Source organism: Falsiphaeobacter marinintestinus (assembly GCF_007923355.1).
GTDB classification, from domain to species: Bacteria; Pseudomonadota; Alphaproteobacteria; order Rhodobacterales; family Rhodobacteraceae; genus Phaeobacter_A; species Phaeobacter_A marinintestinus.
The window spans coordinates 51,800-68,867 of record NZ_VOGO01000006.1; the positions used below are offsets into that span (position 1 = coordinate 51,800).

The window sequence follows — 17,068 nt, forward strand, 5'->3', positions numbered from 1 at the left end:
TTAGCGCTTGCCATAATAGAGGCCGACGACATGCTCGGCCTCGGCAAAGAACAGCCAGCGCGCAGCAAAGACGCCTGCGATATGGCTGATCACTGCAAGGGCCGCGAGAAGATGATTGAACGGCAGCAGCAGGCAGGCCATTGGAAGGACGGCCACCAAGAGCAATGAGATGATCCGCAGCTTGGCGCTGTGCTTGCGGCCAACGACATAGACCATTTCACGCAGCAGGTAATTGGTGCCGGTATGGGGCGGTTCGAACGCCTTGACGGCCCCGATTTTCCCCAACCCCGTGGCCGAGGCCATAGACGTGCCTGACGTGATCAGAGCCCGGTCGCCAAGCGCCCAATAGGCAACCTGAACCAGGGCCAGCACCAAGAGCAGAGCTTTGGTTGTTGCGATTTGCCCCGACAGAAGCGCGCCACCGGCCAGTCCATAGCTGAGGAACAGCGCCGGGGTCAGCGGCATGTTCCAGCGCGGGATCGATTTGAGCTGCGCATAGATCATCGATGTGCTGAACACGGTCGCAAGGCTAAGGAGGCCGCCGACATATCCGACAAGCGTCCAGCGTGTGCCCAGGAAAACCAGCCCCGCCCCGTAGAGGCCCATGATAATCAGCGAGATTACCGCCAGCCATGCCTCGCGGCTCAGCCAGCTGCTGCGCCATTGGCTGAACGCTTTGATCGCGTTTGATTTCTTGCCAAGGTGAAACGTTGACGCCATCAACCCGCCGACGGCCAGAAGATAGGCGATGGCGAAGAAAACGAAGGCGGTGCCGCCGGTCACACCGGGATATCCAAAGCCCAGCCAGAACAAGAGACCAAAGCCGAGACCCGAGAGCGACGTGAAAAGGATAACAGACGGGGCTGGATGCATCAGTTCGCTCCTCCGCCGGGGAGACGATCAAGGGTCTTGTCGAGCCATGACAGGAAGCCGGTGGTCTCGGTCGCGACAGCGGGCAGGGCAGCAGGCGCTTCGGTTTCCAGTTTGTCCTTGGGGCGCGGAGGCAAGTATTTGTTGACCGGTTTGGTGCCCTGTTCGGGCATCAGATCAAAACCGCCACGTTCGGCGACAAGGCGGCTGACGTCGCTTTCGGGGTCACTGAAGTCTCCGAAATGGCGGGCACCGGCGGGGCAGGTGCGCACGCAGGCGGGTTCGCGGTCTTCTTCGGGCAGGTTTTCGTTATAGATACGGTCGACGCAGAGCGTGCATTTTTTCATGATGCCAGCCGCAAGGTCGAGTTCGCGCGCACCGTACGGGCAGGCCCAGGCGCACAGCCCGCAGCCCATGCAATCGCTTTCGTTGACCAGCACGATGCCGTCTTCGGTGCGTTTGTAACTGGCGCCGGTCGGACAGACGGTGACGCAGGGGGCGTCGTCGCAATGCAGGCAGGATTTCGGGAAGTGGATGAGTTGAGCGGCGCCTTCGGCGGGTTCGACCTCGTAGGAATGGACGCGGTTCAGGAAGGTGCCGGAAGGATCTCCGTAAGCGTCCTGATCGGACAGGGGCGCGCCGTAGTTTTCAGTGTTCCAGCCTTTGCACGAGATTACACAGGCATGGCAGCCAACGCAGGTGTCGAGATCGATCACGAGACCCAGTTTACGGTCAGTTCCGGTGGGAAGGGTGGTCATGGATAGGCTCCTTCGACGCTTGGCGTGGAAAATTTTCGACGAAAATTTTTGTCGCTCATTTGCCGGTCTTCCATTCAAGATCGCCAGAGGCGGTGCCAACGGGGGATGTTTCGGGCGGGATAGCGGGTTGGCTTTCGCTGGGGGCTTGGACTTTTTCCATCCGGACCCGCAGATCAAACCACGCGGCCTGACCGGTAATCGGATCAGAGTTCGACCAGCGCAGACCGTCGCCTTTGGGGGGGAGGAGTTCGTGGATCAGGTGGTTCAGCAGGAACCCGCGCGTGGCTTCTGGCGCGGTGTCTTTCAGCGCCCAGGCGCCTTTGCGTTTGCCAATCGCGTTCCACGTCCAGACGGTGTTTTCGTTGAGCGCGGCCATTTCCATGACCGGGACGGTGATTTGCCCGTGCGGGGATGTGACCTTTGCCCAATCGCCATCCGTCAAGTTGTTCTCGCGCATCAGCTTGGTTGGCACGTAAAGCGGGTTGTGACCGTGAAGCTGGCGCAGCCATGCGTTTTGGCTGCCCCAACTGTGATACATCGCCATCGGGCGTTGGGTGAGCGCGCGGATCGGGTACTGGGTGTTGCTGGGGCCGTCTTCGTACCAGATCGGCAGCGGATCGAGTTTGTCGATGATCTGTTGGCGCAGGTGCTCGGGAGGCTGGCGTGTACCGTGGCCTTCGGCGGCCAACTGGAAGCGGCGCATGGGTTCGACATAGAGTTGAAAGAGGTAGGGCTGTGGGCTGTCGAACAGGCCGAGCTTTACGGCCCAGTCCTGATAGGCTGTGTTCCAGGGTTTGTAGTATTGAGCATCTTCGGGGATGTGAGTGCTCCAGAAACCGCCATTGTCGATGTAATTCTGGATCTGGTCGGGGTTTGGTGACCCGCGTCCTTCGGACGACGTCCCACCCACCCCCGAACCTTCGGGATCGGTGCGCCAGCCCGCAAGCGGGCCGATGCCGGGTTTGCGTTCGTGGTTGGTGATGTAGTCGGCGTAATCCTGATATTTTGCGCTGCCGTCTTCGTTTGTGAAGCCGGGCAGTTGCATCCGGTTGGCGAGATCAACCAGAACGGACTGGAAGCCGCGCACGTTGCGGTCGGGTTCGACCACGGGCCAGCGGATTGCGTCGGCGGCGGCGTCTGCTTCGCAAATCGGACGGTCCAGCAATGAAATGCAGTCGTGGCGCTCAAGATAGGTGGTGTCGGGCAGGATCAGGTCGGCATAGGCGACCATTTCGGACGAATAGGCATCGGAGTAGATGATTTTGGGGATGACGTAGTCACCGTTTTCGTCGGTGTCTGTCAGCATCTCCATCACGCCCGAAGTGTTCATGGACGAGTTCCACGACATGTTGGCCATGTACATGAACAGGGTGTCGATCTTGTAGGGATCTCCGGCATGAGCGTTTGAGATTACCATGTGCATCAGGCCATGCGCACTCATCGGGTTGTCCCAGGTGAAGGCCTTGTCGATGCGGGCCGGACTGCCGTCGGGTTTCAGCGCCAGATCGTCGGGGCCGCGCACAAAGCCCAGATGCGGGCCGTCCAGCGGCGCTCCGGGCGTTACGCCGCAATGCGGTTTTGGGTGGGCTTCGACTGGTTTGGGGTAGGGTGGTTTGAAGCGGAAGCCGCCGGGAGCTTCGACTGTGCCGAGCAGGATTTGCAGGACGTGCAGGGCGCGGCAGGTCTGGAACCCGTTCGAGTGGGCGCTGATGCCGCGCATGGCATGGAAGCTGACCGGGCGACCGATCATCTTGGCGTGTTTTTCGCCGCGAAAGTCGGTCCATTCACGGTCGAGCGCGATCTCTTCATCAAAGGCGACGCGGGCGAGTTCTGCGGCGATGGCGCGGATGCGGTCGGCGGGAACGCCGGTGCGTTCGGCCACGGCGTCGGGGGCATAACACGGGTCGAGATAGCGTTCGGCCATCAGGTGGAACACGGGGCGGTGGGTGATGCCGTTTTGGTCGTATGTGGCGGCCAGATCCGGGCGGACGCCGGGTTTGTCAAACGGGGTCAGCGTGCCTGTGTTGCGGTCGATAACAAGGGTCTTGTCGTTGTCATCGCGCAGCAGCAGGCCGTGTTCAGGCGATGTCGGATCGCTGTTCACAAGGCAGGGCGCATTGGTGAAGCGCGCAAGGTAATTGAGATCTATCCGGCCGGCTTTCATCAGCTCGTGGATCAGGGCCATGATGAACAGACCATCGGTGCCCGGCGTGATGCCAACCCAGTCGCTGGCCACGGCGTTATACCCGGTGCGGATCGGGTTGACGCTGACGACCCGGGCATTGCGAGCCTTGATCTTGCCGATGCCGGCCTTGATCGGGTTGCTGTCGTGATCTTCGGCGACGCCAAACAGCATGAACAGTTTGGTGTGATCCCAATCGGGTTGCCCGAATTCCCAGAACGCGCCGCCCATGGTGTAGATACCTGCGGCTGCCATGTTGACCGAGCAGAAGCCGCCGTGGGCTGCATAGTTGGGGGTGCCGTAATTCTGAGCCCAGAAGCTGGTGAAGCTTTGCGATTGATCGCGGCCTGTGAAGAACGCGAGCTTTTCCGGGTTTTCTTCGCGGATCGGTTTCAGCCAGCTGACGGCAAGGTCAAGGGCTTCGTCCCACGATATTTCTTCGTATTCGCCCGATCCGCGGGGACCGACGCGTTTCAGAGGCGCTTTGAGGCGGGACGGGGCATTGTGCTGCATGATCCCGGCGGACCCTTTGGCGCACAGCACGCCTTTGTTCACCGGATGGTCCTTGTTGCCTTCGATATAGGCGACCTGGCCGTCTTTCATATGAACATTGATGCCACATCGGCAGGCGCACATATAGCACGTCGTCTTGCGGACCTCGTCCGAGACCTTTGGCGATGTGTCGACAACGGGTTGTTGGTGGCCCATCTGATCTCTCCCTCCGGAACTGTCCCGGCACGTTATGATGACATTCTCATAAACGCGAATGTTTTGATGTGTCGTCGTGTCTGACCGTGACCTCAGCCGCGCTCGGACATTGGGATGTAGGCGCGCGGTTCGGGCCCATTGTAGAGTGTCAGCGGCCGGATCAGGATGTTCTGGCGCTGTTGTTCGATGCACTGGATGATCCAGCCGGGCATGCGGCCAATGGCAAAGATCGGCACGTACAGGTCCATCGGGATGCCGTGCAGCTGATAGATCACGCCGGAATAGAAATCGACGTTCACATTCAGCCCGTGGCGGGCATAGGGCTGCATCGCGTCGACCACCGCTTGCAGGATTTCGTACCATTCAGGCGCGCCCATTTCGTCGCCCAGTTGTTTGACGCCATCGCGCATGTGGCGGGCGCGGGGGTCTTCCTTGCGATAGACACGGTGGCCAAAGCCGGTGACGGCCTCGCGGGCGCTGCGCTTGGCTTTGACATAGGCGGCGGCGTTTTCGGGTTTGCCGATCTCCTGCACCATTTTCATGACGTCCTCGGCGGCGCCACCGTGGGCCGGGCCGGCCAGCGTCGACAGGGCCGTGACAATGCCGCCGTGCAGGTTGGTTTCGGTGCCGATAGTGACACGCGCGGCAAAGCTGGAGGCGTTGCTGCCGTGTTCGGCGTGCAGGATGAAGTCGACATCGGCCAGACGAGCGGCATCTGCGGACGGCTTTTCGCCCTTCAGCATCCACAGCCAGTTGGCGGCGTGCGACAGATCGGGGTCAGCGGCGACAGGGGCGCGGCCATTGCGCAGGGCTTCGTGCGCGGCAATGATCATCGGGACCTGGCTGGTCAGGCGGATACCGTTGCCGATAAACGCCTCTTCGCCGACCTTGTGGCTGTCAGGCTCCAGCGCGGCGAGTGCGGACACGGCAGTGCGCAGAACGTCCATCGGGTGGCCATCCTTGCAGGATGCGATGATGTCGAGAACCGGTGCGGGCAAAACGCGGGCGGCCTTCAGTTTGGCGTCGAAATCGGCAAGTTCAGCCGGGGTCGGCAATTCACCGTAAATCAGCAGATAGCTGACTTCTTCGAAGGTCGATTTTGTTGCCAGATCGTGGATCGAATAGCCACGATAGCTGAGCTCGCCCTTGGAGCCGTCGATGTCACTGACGCCGCAGCGCTCGAAATAGATGCCCTTAAGTCCACGGTTTATCTTGACGTTTTCGGTCATCGCTGTCTCCTTCGGAGCGAAAAGGGGGAATGTATGTCGGCAATGAAACGGGCCCTTGACCGGGCGAAGGGGCAAAATGCCCGGGTCGTGTTTCCGGAAGCGGAAGACGACCGGATCGCACAGGCGATGGACCGGCTGCGGGCCGAAGGTGTTTGTGAGCCGGTTGAACCCGGTGGCGTGACAGACGCGCTTGTCGCGGCTTTGGTTGAGGCGCGCGGCATGAAAGAGGCTTTGGCCCGCCGCATGCTGGCCCGACCGTTGTATCGGGCAGCCGCGATGGTTGCGGCAGGTGAGGCCGACGCGATGGTGGCCGGGGCCGTGGCATCGACCAAGAAGGTCATCGAAGCCGCAAGCATTGCTATCGGTTTGGCACCAGATGTGGCGCTGCCATCGTCGTTCTTCCTGATGCGGTTTCCGGACGGGCGCGAGTTGATCTTTGCGGACTGTGGGCTGAATGTGTCGCCCGATGCCGATGCGCTTGCCGAAATCGCGCGGGCGTCCGAACGGAGCGGGACTGCGCTGTTGGGCGATGCGCGCGTGGCGCTGTTGTCGTTTTCGACAGGCAGCTCTGGCGCAGGCGAGAGCGTAGACAAGGTGCGGGCGGCAGCCGAGGCCACCGGATTTGTCGGGCCGGTCCAGGGGGACGCTGCGCTGAACCCAAGCGTGGCCGCGAAAAAGGGACTTGGGGCGGGGGATGCGAATGTGCTGATCTTTCCTGATCTCGATTCCGGGAACATCGCGTACAAACTGGCGCAGGAACTGGCCGGCGCACAGGCGTTGGGGCCGATCCTGCAGGGGTTTCGCAAACCGGTTTGCGACCTCAGCCGGGGGGCGACGGTGGATGACATCGTGAATGCCACAGTGGTCGCGCTGGCGCTGGCGTAAACGCGCATCACGCGGCCTCCATCAGGGCGGTCGCGTCCATGGCGATCATGCGTTCTTCTTCGGCGGGGATGACCCAGACTGCGATTTTCGAGGTTTCCGCATGCAGCCGTGCTTTGCGGGCGTGGTTGGCATCCGGGTTCATCCGCACACCGATCCATTCCAGCGACCGCAGGATGCGGGCGCGTACACCGACCGCGTTCTCACCAATCCCGCCGGTAAAGGCAATCGCGTCAAGCCCCTCCATCGCGGCAATCAGAGACCCGGCATGGCGCAGCGACCAATAACAGAAATGTTCAATCGCAAAGGCACTGTCGGCAGAGGGGTCGACCATCAGGTTGCGCATGTCGGATTTGCCGCCGGACAGACCCAAAAGCCCGCTTTCGTGGTTCAGGATCGCCTTGGTGCGTTCAAGCCCGTTTTCTTCGACCAGACGCAACACGGCATTGGCGTCGATGCCACCCGAGCGTGTGCCCATCGTCAGGCCGTCCAGCGGCGAGTATCCCATTGTCGTCGCGATCGACTGGCCGTTTTTGATGGCACAAAGCGATGCACCGTTGCCAAGGTGAAAGGCGAGCAGGCGTGAGGGCAGTTTTTCCCCCGAAATCTCGGGCAGGTTCTGCACCAGTGACGCGTAGCTGAGGCCGTGAAACCCATAGCGGCGGATGCCTTTGGTCTCCATCATGCGTGGGATCGCATAGCGCGTCGCGACATCCGGGTTGGTGGAATGGAACGATGTGTCAAAGCTGGCATATTGCGGCAGCTCGGGTGCGATTTCGGCCAAAGTGTCGACTGCGGCCAAGTTGTGTGGGTTGTGCAGCGGGGCCAGCGGCGTGCACGAGGCGATCTCGGCGCGGACTTCGACGTTGATCTTGACCGGTGCTGTCAGCTTGCGACCGCCATGCACCACGCGATGGGCCGCTGCGCGCAAATCGGTAACTGCGATGCCTTGTGCTTTGAGCGCCGCCAGAACGGCTTTCAGTGCGGCCCGGTGGTCGATAAAGGGCATATCGCGCTTTTGACCAGTGACGGTCAAAGAAGAGGCACCGCCGATTCCTTCGGCGATGCCTGTGATCTGTTCGGTCAGGTCGCCGTCAAAAACCGCGAACTTGATCGACGACGACCCAGCGTTGAGCACCAGAATGGGGCTTGAAAGACCGGGTCGCGCCATTGCTTAGCCGGCCTGCTGCGGACGCATGTCCGCGGCGTCGATCCCGGCCACGGCGACGGGCTTTTTCATCGCGTCGCGGCGGAAGGGTTCGCCCAGTTCCTGGTTGATCATGGCTTCGATCAGGGTGGTCTTGCCGTGGTTCATCTGGTCGTCGATGGCCTTGGTCAGCGCGGCCCTCAGTTCGTCCATGGTGCGGGCAACGACGCCTTGCAGACCACAGGCCTGCGCGATGCCAGCATAAGACACGTCTGTATCCAGCTCGGTTCCGACAAAGTTATCGTCGAACCACAGGGTCGAGTTTCGCTTTTCCGCGCCCCACTGATAGTTGCGAAACACGATTTGCGTCACGGCGGGCCATTCGCCCCGGCCAATCGCGGTCAGTTCGTTCACGGCAATCCCGAAGGCGCCGTCACCTGCAAAGCCACAGACCGGAACATTTGGTTGGCCGATCTTGGCGCCAACAATGGCGGGCAGGCCGTATCCGCAGGGGCCGAACAGACCGGGGGCCAGGTATTTGCGGCCTTCGTCAAAGTCCGGATAGGCGTTGCCGATGGCGCAGTTGTTGCCGATGTCCGAGCTGATGATGGCTTCGCGCGGAAGGGCGGACTGGATTGCACGCCATGCCATGCGGGGGCTCATCCAGTCGGGTTTGTCGGCGCGGGCGCGTTCGTTCCAGGTTGTGCCCGGATCGTCCTCTTCGTGGTCCATCGACGACAGCTGTTGTGCCCATGTCGATTTGGCTTGGGCCACGCGGGCCTTACGGTCAGCGCGACCCGCGTCGCCAGCGTCTTCGGCCAGCTGGGCGCGAATGCCGTCAGCCACTTTGGCCGCATCCCCGACGATGCCGACGGTAACCTTTTTGGTCAGGCCGATCCGGTTCGGGTTGATGTCGACCTGGATGATTTTCGCATCCGCAGGCCAGTATTCCATGCCATAGCCGGGCAGGGTCGAGAACGGGTTCAGACGGGTGCCAAGGGCCAGAATAACGTCGGCGTCCTTGATGAGCTCCATGCCTGCTTTAGAGCCGTTATAGCCCAGAGGACCGGCAAACAGCGGGTGCGAGCCGGGGAACGCGTCGTTGTGCTGATAGCCAACGCAAACCGGTGCATCCAGACGTTCGGCGAGCGCCATCGACGCCGCGATGCCGCCGGGTGACAGGACCACGCCGGCGCCGTTCAGGATCACCGGGTTCTTGGCGGAAGAGATCAGCGCCGCGGCCTCGGCCACCGAATTGGTGCCGCCGGGCGAGGTTTCGAATTCAATCGGCTCGGGGATGGTGATGTCGACGATCTGGGTCCAGTAATCGCGCGGGATGTTGATCTGGGCAGGGCCCGACAGACGCTTGGCCTGAGAAATCACACGGGTCAGCACCTCGGCCACGCGGGACGGATCACGGACCTCTTCCTGATAGGCAACCATGTCTTCGAACAGTTTCATCTGTTCGACTTCCTGAAAACCGCCCTGACCGATGGTTTTGTTGGCGGCCTGCGGGGTCACCAGCAGCAGCGGTGTGTGATTCCAGTAGGCTGTTTTGACGGCGGTCACGAAGTTGGTGATGCCGGGACCGTTCTGAGCGATCATCATCGACATCTTGCCGGTGGCGCGGGTGTACCCGTCGCTCATCATGCCGGCCGAGCCTTCGTGGGCGCAGTCCCAGAACATGATGCCTGCTTGCGGAAACAGATCGGAGATCGGCATCATGGCCGACCCGATAATGCCAAAGGCGTGTTCGATACCGTGCTGCTGGAGCACCTTAACAAAAGCTTCTTCGGTGGTCATTTTCATCAGTGGCACTCCCGGTACAACAGATTGGTCCGGTCCCAGTAAAGGCCGGTTTTGGAGTCTGGTTTAGGGGGTGCTGCGGGCGTGGGTTAGGGCCAGTCTGAAGGGCCGCTTAGGTCCAGTCTTCAGCTTCACCCATGGCATTGGCGATCAGCGCGATGCCCTCGGGAATACGTTCAGACAGGATCGAAGAATAGCCAAGTCTATAAAAATTCCGGGGCCGGTCCGGACCGGCGAAGAACGGGGCGCCGGGTTCGATAAAGGTGCTGTCCCTGACAAGCCGACTTGCCAGTTTCGCAGTGTCGACCTGTGGCGGGGCCTGCATCCAAAGCGACGACCCGCCATAAACGCCGCGCCCCGCAATCGTCAGGCCATGCGCGTCGATGGCCTGTTCCAGCACTTGCCGGCGGGTGTGCAGGGCGTTGCCCATGCGCCGGATCTGGCTGTCATAGTGACCCAGCGACAGGAAATAGGCGGCGGTGCGCTGGATATGACCCGGCGGGTGACGCAGCATCGAGGCGCGTAGGGCGCGAGCCTCGCGGATGAAGCGTTCTGACCCGACAAGGTAGCCCAGCCTGAGCCCGGGAAACAGAGATTTGGAAAAGCTGCCGACATAAATTACACGGCCATCCCGATCAATCGACTTCAGCGCCGGATAAGGGGCGGCCAGAAACGACATCTCGAATTCATAGTCATCTTCCACGATCAGCGCGTCCAGATCGCGGGCCCGGTCCAAAAGCTCGTGTCGCCGCGACATCGGCATCGTGGCCGTGGTCGGCGACTGGTGGCTGGGGGTTGTATAAATGACGTCGGTATCAGGCGGGATCGACTGGGGCGGCAAGCCGTCTGCGTCCACCCGCAAAGGGACAAGGCGGCAGCGCGCATGGTTCAGAAGATCGCGCAGCGCATAATAGCTGGGATCTTCGATTGCGGCGGTACGTTGCCGGTTCAACAGGATCCGCGCGGTCAGCCACAGGGCGTTTTGCGCCCCCATGGTGATCAGGATCTCTTCGGGCCGCGCGGTGATCCCGCGGCGCGGCAGGGTGTGGCGGGCGATGTATTCGATCAGCAACGGGTCGTCCTGATCGAAGTAGTCGGATGTCAGCGATGCGAAATCCTTTTGACCCAGCGCGCGCAGCGCACACAGCCGCCAGTTGGCATGATCAAACAGGGTGGGATCGACCTGACCATAGATGAACGGATAGCGATAATCGCGCCAGTCGTCGGGCTTGCGCGGGGTGTCGCCTCCGGTAAACCGCTGCGCAATAGCGCGCGACCAATCCACGGTGTCGTGGCTTTTGGGCGGGGGCGTATAGACCGGCGGGATCGGGGCGTTTTCGGATACGAAATACCCGGATCGGCCTTGCGAGGTCAGATAGTCGTTGGCGACCAGTTCGGTATAGGCCAGCGTCACCGTGATCCGGCTGACGCCCAGGTGCGCCGCAAGCTTGCGCGACGAAGGCAGCTTTTCCCCGACGTGAAAGCGGCCCGACAGGATGCCTTCGGCAATCATCTGCTGGACCTTGGCCTGCAAGGTGCCGGACGCATCGGGACTGAGAAAGAAGGTTTCGACCGAGATTGCCATAGGGGCAGGATAGAGTGGACTTATCCGGGCTGCAATCTGGTCTTACAAGCGCGATTTAAGCACGCAATTCGTCATACGAGATCATGACGTGGTCGCGGTATGCCGGGCGCTGGGTCAGCCGGTCGTAATAGCTGCGCAGGGCGGGCATTGGAGCCCGGTCAATTGCGATGTCGTAGTATCGGTACAGGACATGGCCAAGCTGAATATCTGCCAGCGTGAAGTCCTGCCCTGCCAGAAAGTCGTGCTTGACGAGTTGTGCCTCGGCAATGGCGAGGGATCGTTCCAAGGTGGTCACCGCCGACTGAATGACCTGTGGGTCCTGCTGATCTGCCGGTGTTCGGACCACGCGCCAGAACACGGGTACGGTGAAGGTTTGGGCAACGTTAAGCTTTGCCCATTCAGCCCATTTGTCGACATTGGCGCGGGGGGATGGGGCGACGGGCCAGAAGGTGTCACTGCCGTATTGCGCGGCCAGATACCGAAGGATTGCACCGGTTTCCCACAGCGTGTGGCCATCGCCATCGCGTAGCACCGGGACGGTACCATTGGGATTAAGCGCCAGGAAGCCGGGTGTGTCGGTGCCGCCGAACCGGTGACCGATGTCATGGCGGGTGAACGGCAGGTTCAGTTCGCCCACAGCCCACATCAGGGCCTGAACATTGGATGATGTTTTGCGTCCCCAGATCTCAAGCATATGGCGATATCCTTTGGGGGCAGTGTGAGGCATTTGCCGTGTGAACTCCAGCCGGGCAATCAGGGGTTGCCAGTTCTTGTTTGCCAATATAACTATAAAACTAGTTAAATGGAGATTCGATCATGTGGGAAACGGCAGCACAGGGGTTTGCGGCCATGGGATCAGAGGCGCGGCTAAAGGTGCTGCGCACCCTGATCCGCGCGGGTGAGCCGGGGTTGACGGTCAGTGACATTCAGGACCGGACCGAAATCGCGCCCTCGACCCTGGCGCATCATCTGAAATTTCTCGCCGCCGGTGGGCTGGTCGAGCAGGAAAAAGTCGGGCGCACGGTGATCAACCGGGCGTCATTTGCATCACTGGAACGACTGGCGCAGTTTATTCTGGCTGAATGCTGCGCCGATCAAGAGCAAAGGGCCGCGAACAATGGCTGACACCACTCAAAACCAGTCGGGAGCCACGCTGAAAACGCTCACCGAGATGTTGAAAACACCCTGGGCAGTGATTGTCGGGTTGCTGTTGGCGGTGGCGGTGCTGGACCCGGGCAATTTCACCAGCACGGTGATCTTTGCAGCCAAAGCGCTGGCACACACAGCGCAGTACATCGTGTTCGCGGTGCTGTTGTTGGCTTACCTCAAGGCCACCGGGGCCGAGGTTGTCGTGGCGCGCGCCTTTGAAGGGCGCGAGGTTCGGATGATCTTCATGGCGGCGCTGTTCGGCGGGCTGGCACCGTTTTGTTCGTGCGAGGTGATCCCGTTTATCGCAGGCCTTTTGGCTCTGGGCGCGCCGCTGTCAGCCGTAATGGCGTTCTGGTTAAGCTCGCCTTTGATCGACCCGCCAACCTTACTGATCACAGCGGGTGCGCTGGGCTGGCCGTTTGCTATTGGCAAGGCGGTGGTTGCCGTTGCGCTGGGCCTGTTCGGTGGGTTCATCGTCAAGGCGCTGATGACACAGGGCGGATTTGCGAACCCTCTGAAAGCCCGCCCAAAAACCGGATGCTGTGGAAGTGGCCCGAAGCTGGACGGAAAGCCGCATTGGCGGTTCTGGGAAGAAGAGCCGCGCCGCCAGATTTTCCGGGCCGAGCTGGTCTCGAACGGAGTGTTTCTGCTGAAGTGGCTGGCGCTGGCCTATGTGCTGGAAGCGCTGTTGGTGCAGTACGTCCCGGCCGATCTGATCGCGGGGCTTGTTGGCGGCGAAGGCGTGGTTCCGGTGGTCATCGCGGCCTTTGTCGGGATGCCGGCCTATCTGAACTCTTACGTTGCGCCGCCCTTGTTGGCAGGGCTGATGGAGCAGGGCATGAGCGCAGGGGCTGCCATGTCGTTCATGATTGCAGGCGCCGTGAGTTCGATCCCTGCGATGACCGCAGTTTGGTCGTTGGTGAAACCACGGGTCTTCGCCACATATCTGGGGCTGGGCGTGATCGGGGCGATCTTGTCGGGGGTGTTGTTCCAAATGGTGATGTAACCAGGGGGCGCTGCCCCCCGCGCTGCGCGCGTCCCCCGGGGTATTTTGAACAAGAAAGAAGCAGGTTTTCGGGCCTGCTTTTTCACGTGTGTCAGATGGGTGTCAGCGCAGGTCTGTCAAGGATTGTCTTTGACGCCCGTTTTCGTCGAAGTTTTCGGGTGCCAGCCAGGCCTTGAACGCGGTTTTCAGGTGGGGCCATTCGCTGTCGAGGATCGAGAACCAGGCCGTGTCGCGATTGCGGCCCTTGTAGGTGGTGGCCTGACGAAATGTGCCCTCGTAGGTGAAGCCAAGCCGTTCGGCCGCCGCGCAGGACGGGGCGTTCAGGGCGTCGCATTTCCATTCATAGCGGCGGTAGCCAAGTTCGTCGAAGACCCGCTTCATCATCAGATACATGGCTTCGGTTGAAACGGCGCTGCCTTGCATCAGCGGCGAAAAGTGGATGTGTCCGACTTCGATCACGCCAGCGCCGGGGTCAATGCGCAGGAAGGTGGCGAGGCCAACCGGGGTGCCCTCGGCTGTGCAGACCGTATGGAACAGCGGGTCGTCGCCCTGACAGGTGGCCTCCATCCAGGTGGTGAAATCAGCCTCGGTGGCGAAGGGTCCGTAAGGCAGATAGGTCCAGTTGCGGCCATCCGTGTCGCGGGCGAAGGCGTCATACAGCGCAGGCGCGTGGCTTGTCTGCGTCGGGATCAGGCGCGCGGTGCGGCCTTGCATCGGCGTGAGTGGGGGACGGGGCCGAGGGAGTTTGGTGGTCACGGGCAGCCCAACAGGCTGCCCGAGATCGTTAGTATTGTGGGTCACGCGCCGCAGACTTTGGCGATGGCTTTGTCGACCGTATCGGTGATCTGGTCGATGTCATCGGCTGTTGCGATCAGGGCTGGCGCGAAGCACAGGAAGTTGTTGTAACCGGGGATCGAGCGGTTGGCCGCCCCGATGATCACGCCCTGCGCGCCGCATTCGCCTGCGATCTGCTGGATGATCTTTTCATCGACCGGCTCTTTGGTCTTGCGATCATTGACCAGTTCGACGCCAAGGAACAGACCTTTGCCGCGCACATCGCCGATATTGGCGTGCTTTTCGGACAGCGCCTGCAGGTTTGACAACATCCGGTCACCCATGGTGGTGCAATTGTCGAGCAGGTTTTCGTCTTCGATGATGCGCATGTTTTCCAGCGCCGCCGCCGGACCAGCCGCACAGCCACCAAAGGTCGAGATATCGCGGAAATAGTTCAGCTTGTCCCCGGCATCGTCCTTGAACATGTCAAAGACTTCTTCGGTGGTGACACAGCAGGCGATGGCCGCGTAGCCGCTGGCCACACCTTTGGCCATCGTCACGAAATCGGGTTTGATGCCGTATTGCTGATAGCCGAACCATGTGCCGGTACGCCCGACGCCGCAGACGACCTCGTCGATATGCAGCAGTATGTCGTATTTCTTGCAGATTTCCTGCACGCGCTCCCAATAGCCGGGGGGCGGGGTGATGACGCCGCCGCCAGCGGTCACCGGCTCAAGGCACAGGCCAATCACCGTATCTGCGCCTTCGGCCAGAATGACCTCTTCAATGGCATCGGCGGCGCGCTGGCCGTATTCTTCGCTGCTCAGACCGCCCCAGCCCTGATCGTGGGCGCGGTATTCAAGGCAGTGGGGGACGCGGACAAAACCGGGTGCGAAGGGGCCGTACTGGATGTTGCGTTCATCCTGCCCGCCTGCCGACATCGCAGCCAGCGTGCTGCCGTGATAATCACGGTCGCGGTACAAGATCTTGTGCTTCTTGCCGCCGTATTTCTTGTACGAAATCTGGCGCATCAGTTTGAACGCCTTTTCGTTCGCCTCAGAGCCCGAGTTGACATAGTAAACGCGGCTCATTCCCGGCATCTTTTCGATCAGCTTTTGCGAATACAGCGCGCCGGGGATCGACCCTGCGCCCTGGCTGAAATAGCACAGCTTCATCAGCTGGTCATACACTGCCTTGGCAATGGATTCGCGGCCATAACCAACGTTGACGGTCCAGACGCCGCCCGACACCGCATCGATGTATTCTTTGCCGTTCTGATCCCAGACGCGCATGTCCTTGCCTTCAAGGATAATCCGTGGATCGCCGGTTTCGAACGCCTTGTGCTGGGTCAGATGATGCCAGACATGCGCCTTGTCGGCATCGATGATGTGCTGAATGTCATTCTCGTTGAACGTGCCGTCCATGACATGTCCTTTCCGGGCTGTGGGACTCGTGTGGGGTCTGCTGAAATTCGAATTTGCAGAGTCGCTCTTGGAGTCCACAGACGCTAAAATACAGCCAATCTATAGGTCCAGTTGAATTCGCATGTATGTCCAAAAAGGTCTCATTCAGAAGCGCACATTTTTTAAGTTATTGAATTTTATAAACTAAAATTCGTGAATCTGATACTGGAGGCCACTGCATTCTCACTGGCCCCAAAGGTGCTTGCCTCATTCCCGATCAAGTTCCACCCGACGGTTATCGTGCTGATCAGTTATCTCTGGTCCGGTTTCAACAGGTTCGGCACAGATATGCTGATGTGCCCGGCTGCTGGCGAGTTTGTGCTGCAAAAAGTAAGGGTTGTTCCCCGAATCCTTGACACGGACCATCCCAGATCGGAACCTGTCGCTATAAAGCGTCACAGGATTTCGAGATGGATATTCAGGTTTCCGGTGCGCGGCCGTCATCAAAGGCCCGCGCCGATTGGTTTACAGGTACGGTTTGGCAAGATCCGGTGATCGAGGCACCCGAGCCCGCGCGGATGCGCGCGCTGAGGGTCACATTTGAACCGGGAGCGCGCACGGCGTGGCACACCCATCCCTTGGGTCAGACATTGTATGTTCTAAGCGGTGTCGGGCTGGTTGGGCTGCGCGATCAGGCCCCGCGTCTCATCCGCCCCGGCGACACAGTCTGGATTCCTCCGGGCGAAGAGCACTGGCATGGTGCAGGGCCTGAAACCGGCATGTGTCATCTGGCCATGCAAGAAGCTTTCGAGGGTCGCGTGGCCGTCTGGCTGGAACATGTGACCGACGAGGACTATCTGCAAAGGGCGAAATAGCGACAAGCTTCGGGGAGGTCGATATGAAAAAGATCCAGGTTCAGGGCGTGCACCATATCACGCTGACGGGGGCTGATCGGCAAACGTCGATTGATTTCTGGGAAGGGCTTTTGGGGATGCCTTTCATTTTCGATCAACCCAATCTGGATAATCCGGGCGAAGGGCACTTGTATTTCGATCCCGGCGACGGGCGTCTGATCACCGTGTTCACCAATGAGGCCCGGACGCCCGATCCGGCGCGCACGCCGACTGATGCCGGATGTGTGCACCATCTTGCGTTCAATGTCAGCAAGGCGACATTCAGCCAGACCGTTGCGCGGCTGGATGAACGTGGAATCAATCATTCCGGGCCAAAAGATCGGGGGTTCATGGATTCGATCTATTTCACCGATCCGATGGGGTTACTGATTGAACTGGCCTGTTACCGGTTCGAGCCGCCGATGGGGTGCAGCCATGCCGATGTGATGATCGAGGCGCATCGCCTGCGCGTTGCGCGCGGGGACTACAACATCGCTGAAGTGCATTTGGCTGATGCTATCGAAATGCTGGTTGAACGCCGACAGGGGTCCCTGTCTGATGATCGCGCGCCGCGCGACCCCTATTGACCCCGGCAATACTAAGATTGCCCGATTATTGGGCAGTTCCGCCGATGAATTGCTGCTTTTATCCCCTCTGAGGCTGGCCTTCGGGCCGG

The 17,068-nt window shown here is 60.5% G+C and carries 15 protein-coding genes; 5 read left to right on the forward strand and 10 right to left on the reverse strand.

Annotation, left to right across the window (positions count from 1 at the left end; genetic code table 11):
- The 4 genes from FOY56_RS13860 to FOY56_RS13875 all read right to left on the reverse strand — a co-directional run bounded on the left by FOY56_RS13860 (position 1) and on the right by FOY56_RS13875 (position 5,747).
- Positions 1 to 873, reverse strand: a complete 873-nt coding sequence (locus tag FOY56_RS13860; RefSeq protein WP_146346457.1) for a dimethyl sulfoxide reductase anchor subunit family protein — start codon at positions 871 to 873, stop codon at positions 1 to 3.
- The gene (locus tag FOY56_RS13865) at positions 873 to 1,628 is read right to left on the reverse strand and encodes a 4Fe-4S dicluster domain-containing protein (protein ID WP_146346458.1); all 756 of its coding nucleotides are present in this window, start codon (positions 1,626 to 1,628) and stop codon (positions 873 to 875) included. Before FOY56_RS13865 ends, FOY56_RS13860 begins: the two co-directional genes overlap by 1 nt.
- A 55-nt stretch (positions 1,629 to 1,683) precedes the next feature.
- The gene (locus FOY56_RS13870; RefSeq protein WP_146346459.1) at positions 1,684 to 4,518 is read right to left on the reverse strand and encodes a molybdopterin oxidoreductase family protein; all 2,835 of its coding nucleotides are present in this window, start codon (positions 4,516 to 4,518) and stop codon (positions 1,684 to 1,686) included.
- Positions 4,519 to 4,610: 92 nt separating this feature from the next.
- A complete protein-coding gene (locus FOY56_RS13875; protein ID WP_146346460.1) occupies positions 4,611 to 5,747 on the reverse strand; it encodes a citrate/2-methylcitrate synthase in 1,137 nt (378 codons plus the stop codon).
- Positions 5,748 to 5,780: 33 nt separating this feature from the next.
- Here FOY56_RS13875 and FOY56_RS13880 point away from each other — a divergent pair, with 33 nt between their 5' ends.
- The gene (locus FOY56_RS13880; protein ID WP_146346461.1) at positions 5,781 to 6,632 is read left to right on the forward strand and encodes a phosphate acyltransferase; all 852 of its coding nucleotides are present in this window, start codon (positions 5,781 to 5,783) and stop codon (positions 6,630 to 6,632) included.
- Positions 6,633 to 6,639: 7 nt separating this feature from the next.
- Here the strand turns inward: FOY56_RS13880 and FOY56_RS13885 are convergent, their stop codons facing one another.
- From FOY56_RS13885 to FOY56_RS13900, 4 genes are all read right to left on the reverse strand, one after another.
- On the reverse strand, positions 6,640 to 7,800 hold the full coding sequence (locus FOY56_RS13885) for an acetate/propionate family kinase (protein WP_146346462.1): 1,161 nt from the start codon (positions 7,798 to 7,800) through the stop codon (positions 6,640 to 6,642).
- 3 nt (positions 7,801 to 7,803) lie between these two features.
- A complete protein-coding gene (gene xsc / locus FOY56_RS13890; protein ID WP_146346463.1) occupies positions 7,804 to 9,585 on the reverse strand; it encodes a sulfoacetaldehyde acetyltransferase in 1,782 nt (593 codons plus the stop codon).
- 109 nt (positions 9,586 to 9,694) lie between these two features.
- Entirely contained in the window at positions 9,695 to 11,167 is a 1,473-nt protein-coding gene (gene pdxR, locus FOY56_RS13895; protein WP_146346464.1) for a MocR-like pyridoxine biosynthesis transcription factor PdxR, read from the reverse strand.
- 55 nt (positions 11,168 to 11,222) lie between these two features.
- A complete protein-coding gene (locus FOY56_RS13900) occupies positions 11,223 to 11,861 on the reverse strand; it encodes a glutathione S-transferase family protein (protein WP_146346465.1) in 639 nt (212 codons plus the stop codon).
- 122 nt (positions 11,862 to 11,983) lie between these two features.
- Between FOY56_RS13900 and FOY56_RS13905 the strand changes: the two genes are divergently transcribed.
- Both FOY56_RS13905 and FOY56_RS13910 read left to right on the forward strand, forming a co-directional pair.
- Positions 11,984 to 12,292: an ArsR/SmtB family transcription factor gene (locus FOY56_RS13905; RefSeq protein WP_146346466.1), complete on the forward strand. Its 309-nt coding sequence runs from the start codon at positions 11,984 to 11,986 to the stop codon at positions 12,290 to 12,292.
- Positions 12,285 to 13,322 carry a permease gene (locus FOY56_RS13910; RefSeq protein WP_146346467.1) on the forward strand — a complete coding sequence of 346 codons (1,038 nt, stop codon included), beginning with the start codon at positions 12,285 to 12,287 and terminating at the stop codon, positions 13,320 to 13,322. Before FOY56_RS13905 ends, FOY56_RS13910 begins: the two co-directional genes overlap by 8 nt.
- Positions 13,323 to 13,424: 102 nt before the next feature.
- On the opposite strand, the gene FOY56_RS13915 is transcribed toward FOY56_RS13910, so the two are convergent.
- Both FOY56_RS13915 and FOY56_RS13920 read right to left on the reverse strand, forming a co-directional pair.
- Positions 13,425 to 14,084, reverse strand: coding sequence for a GNAT family N-acetyltransferase (locus tag FOY56_RS13915; RefSeq protein WP_425468370.1), 660 nt, complete (start codon positions 14,082 to 14,084; stop codon positions 13,425 to 13,427).
- Positions 14,085 to 14,119: 35 nt separating this feature from the next.
- Positions 14,120 to 15,520 carry an aminotransferase family protein gene (locus FOY56_RS13920; protein ID WP_146346468.1) on the reverse strand — a complete coding sequence of 467 codons (1,401 nt, stop codon included), beginning with the start codon at positions 15,518 to 15,520 and terminating at the stop codon, positions 14,120 to 14,122.
- A gap of 449 nt (positions 15,521 to 15,969) precedes the next feature.
- Between FOY56_RS13920 and FOY56_RS13925 the strand changes: the two genes are divergently transcribed.
- A complete protein-coding gene (locus FOY56_RS13925) occupies positions 15,970 to 16,374 on the forward strand; it encodes a (R)-mandelonitrile lyase (RefSeq protein WP_146346469.1) in 405 nt (134 codons plus the stop codon).
- Between the two features lie 23 nt (positions 16,375 to 16,397).
- Positions 16,398 to 16,979 carry a VOC family protein gene (locus tag FOY56_RS13930; RefSeq protein ID WP_146346470.1) on the forward strand — a complete coding sequence of 194 codons (582 nt, stop codon included), beginning with the start codon at positions 16,398 to 16,400 and terminating at the stop codon, positions 16,977 to 16,979.
- Positions 16,980 to 17,068 lie beyond the last annotated feature (89 nt).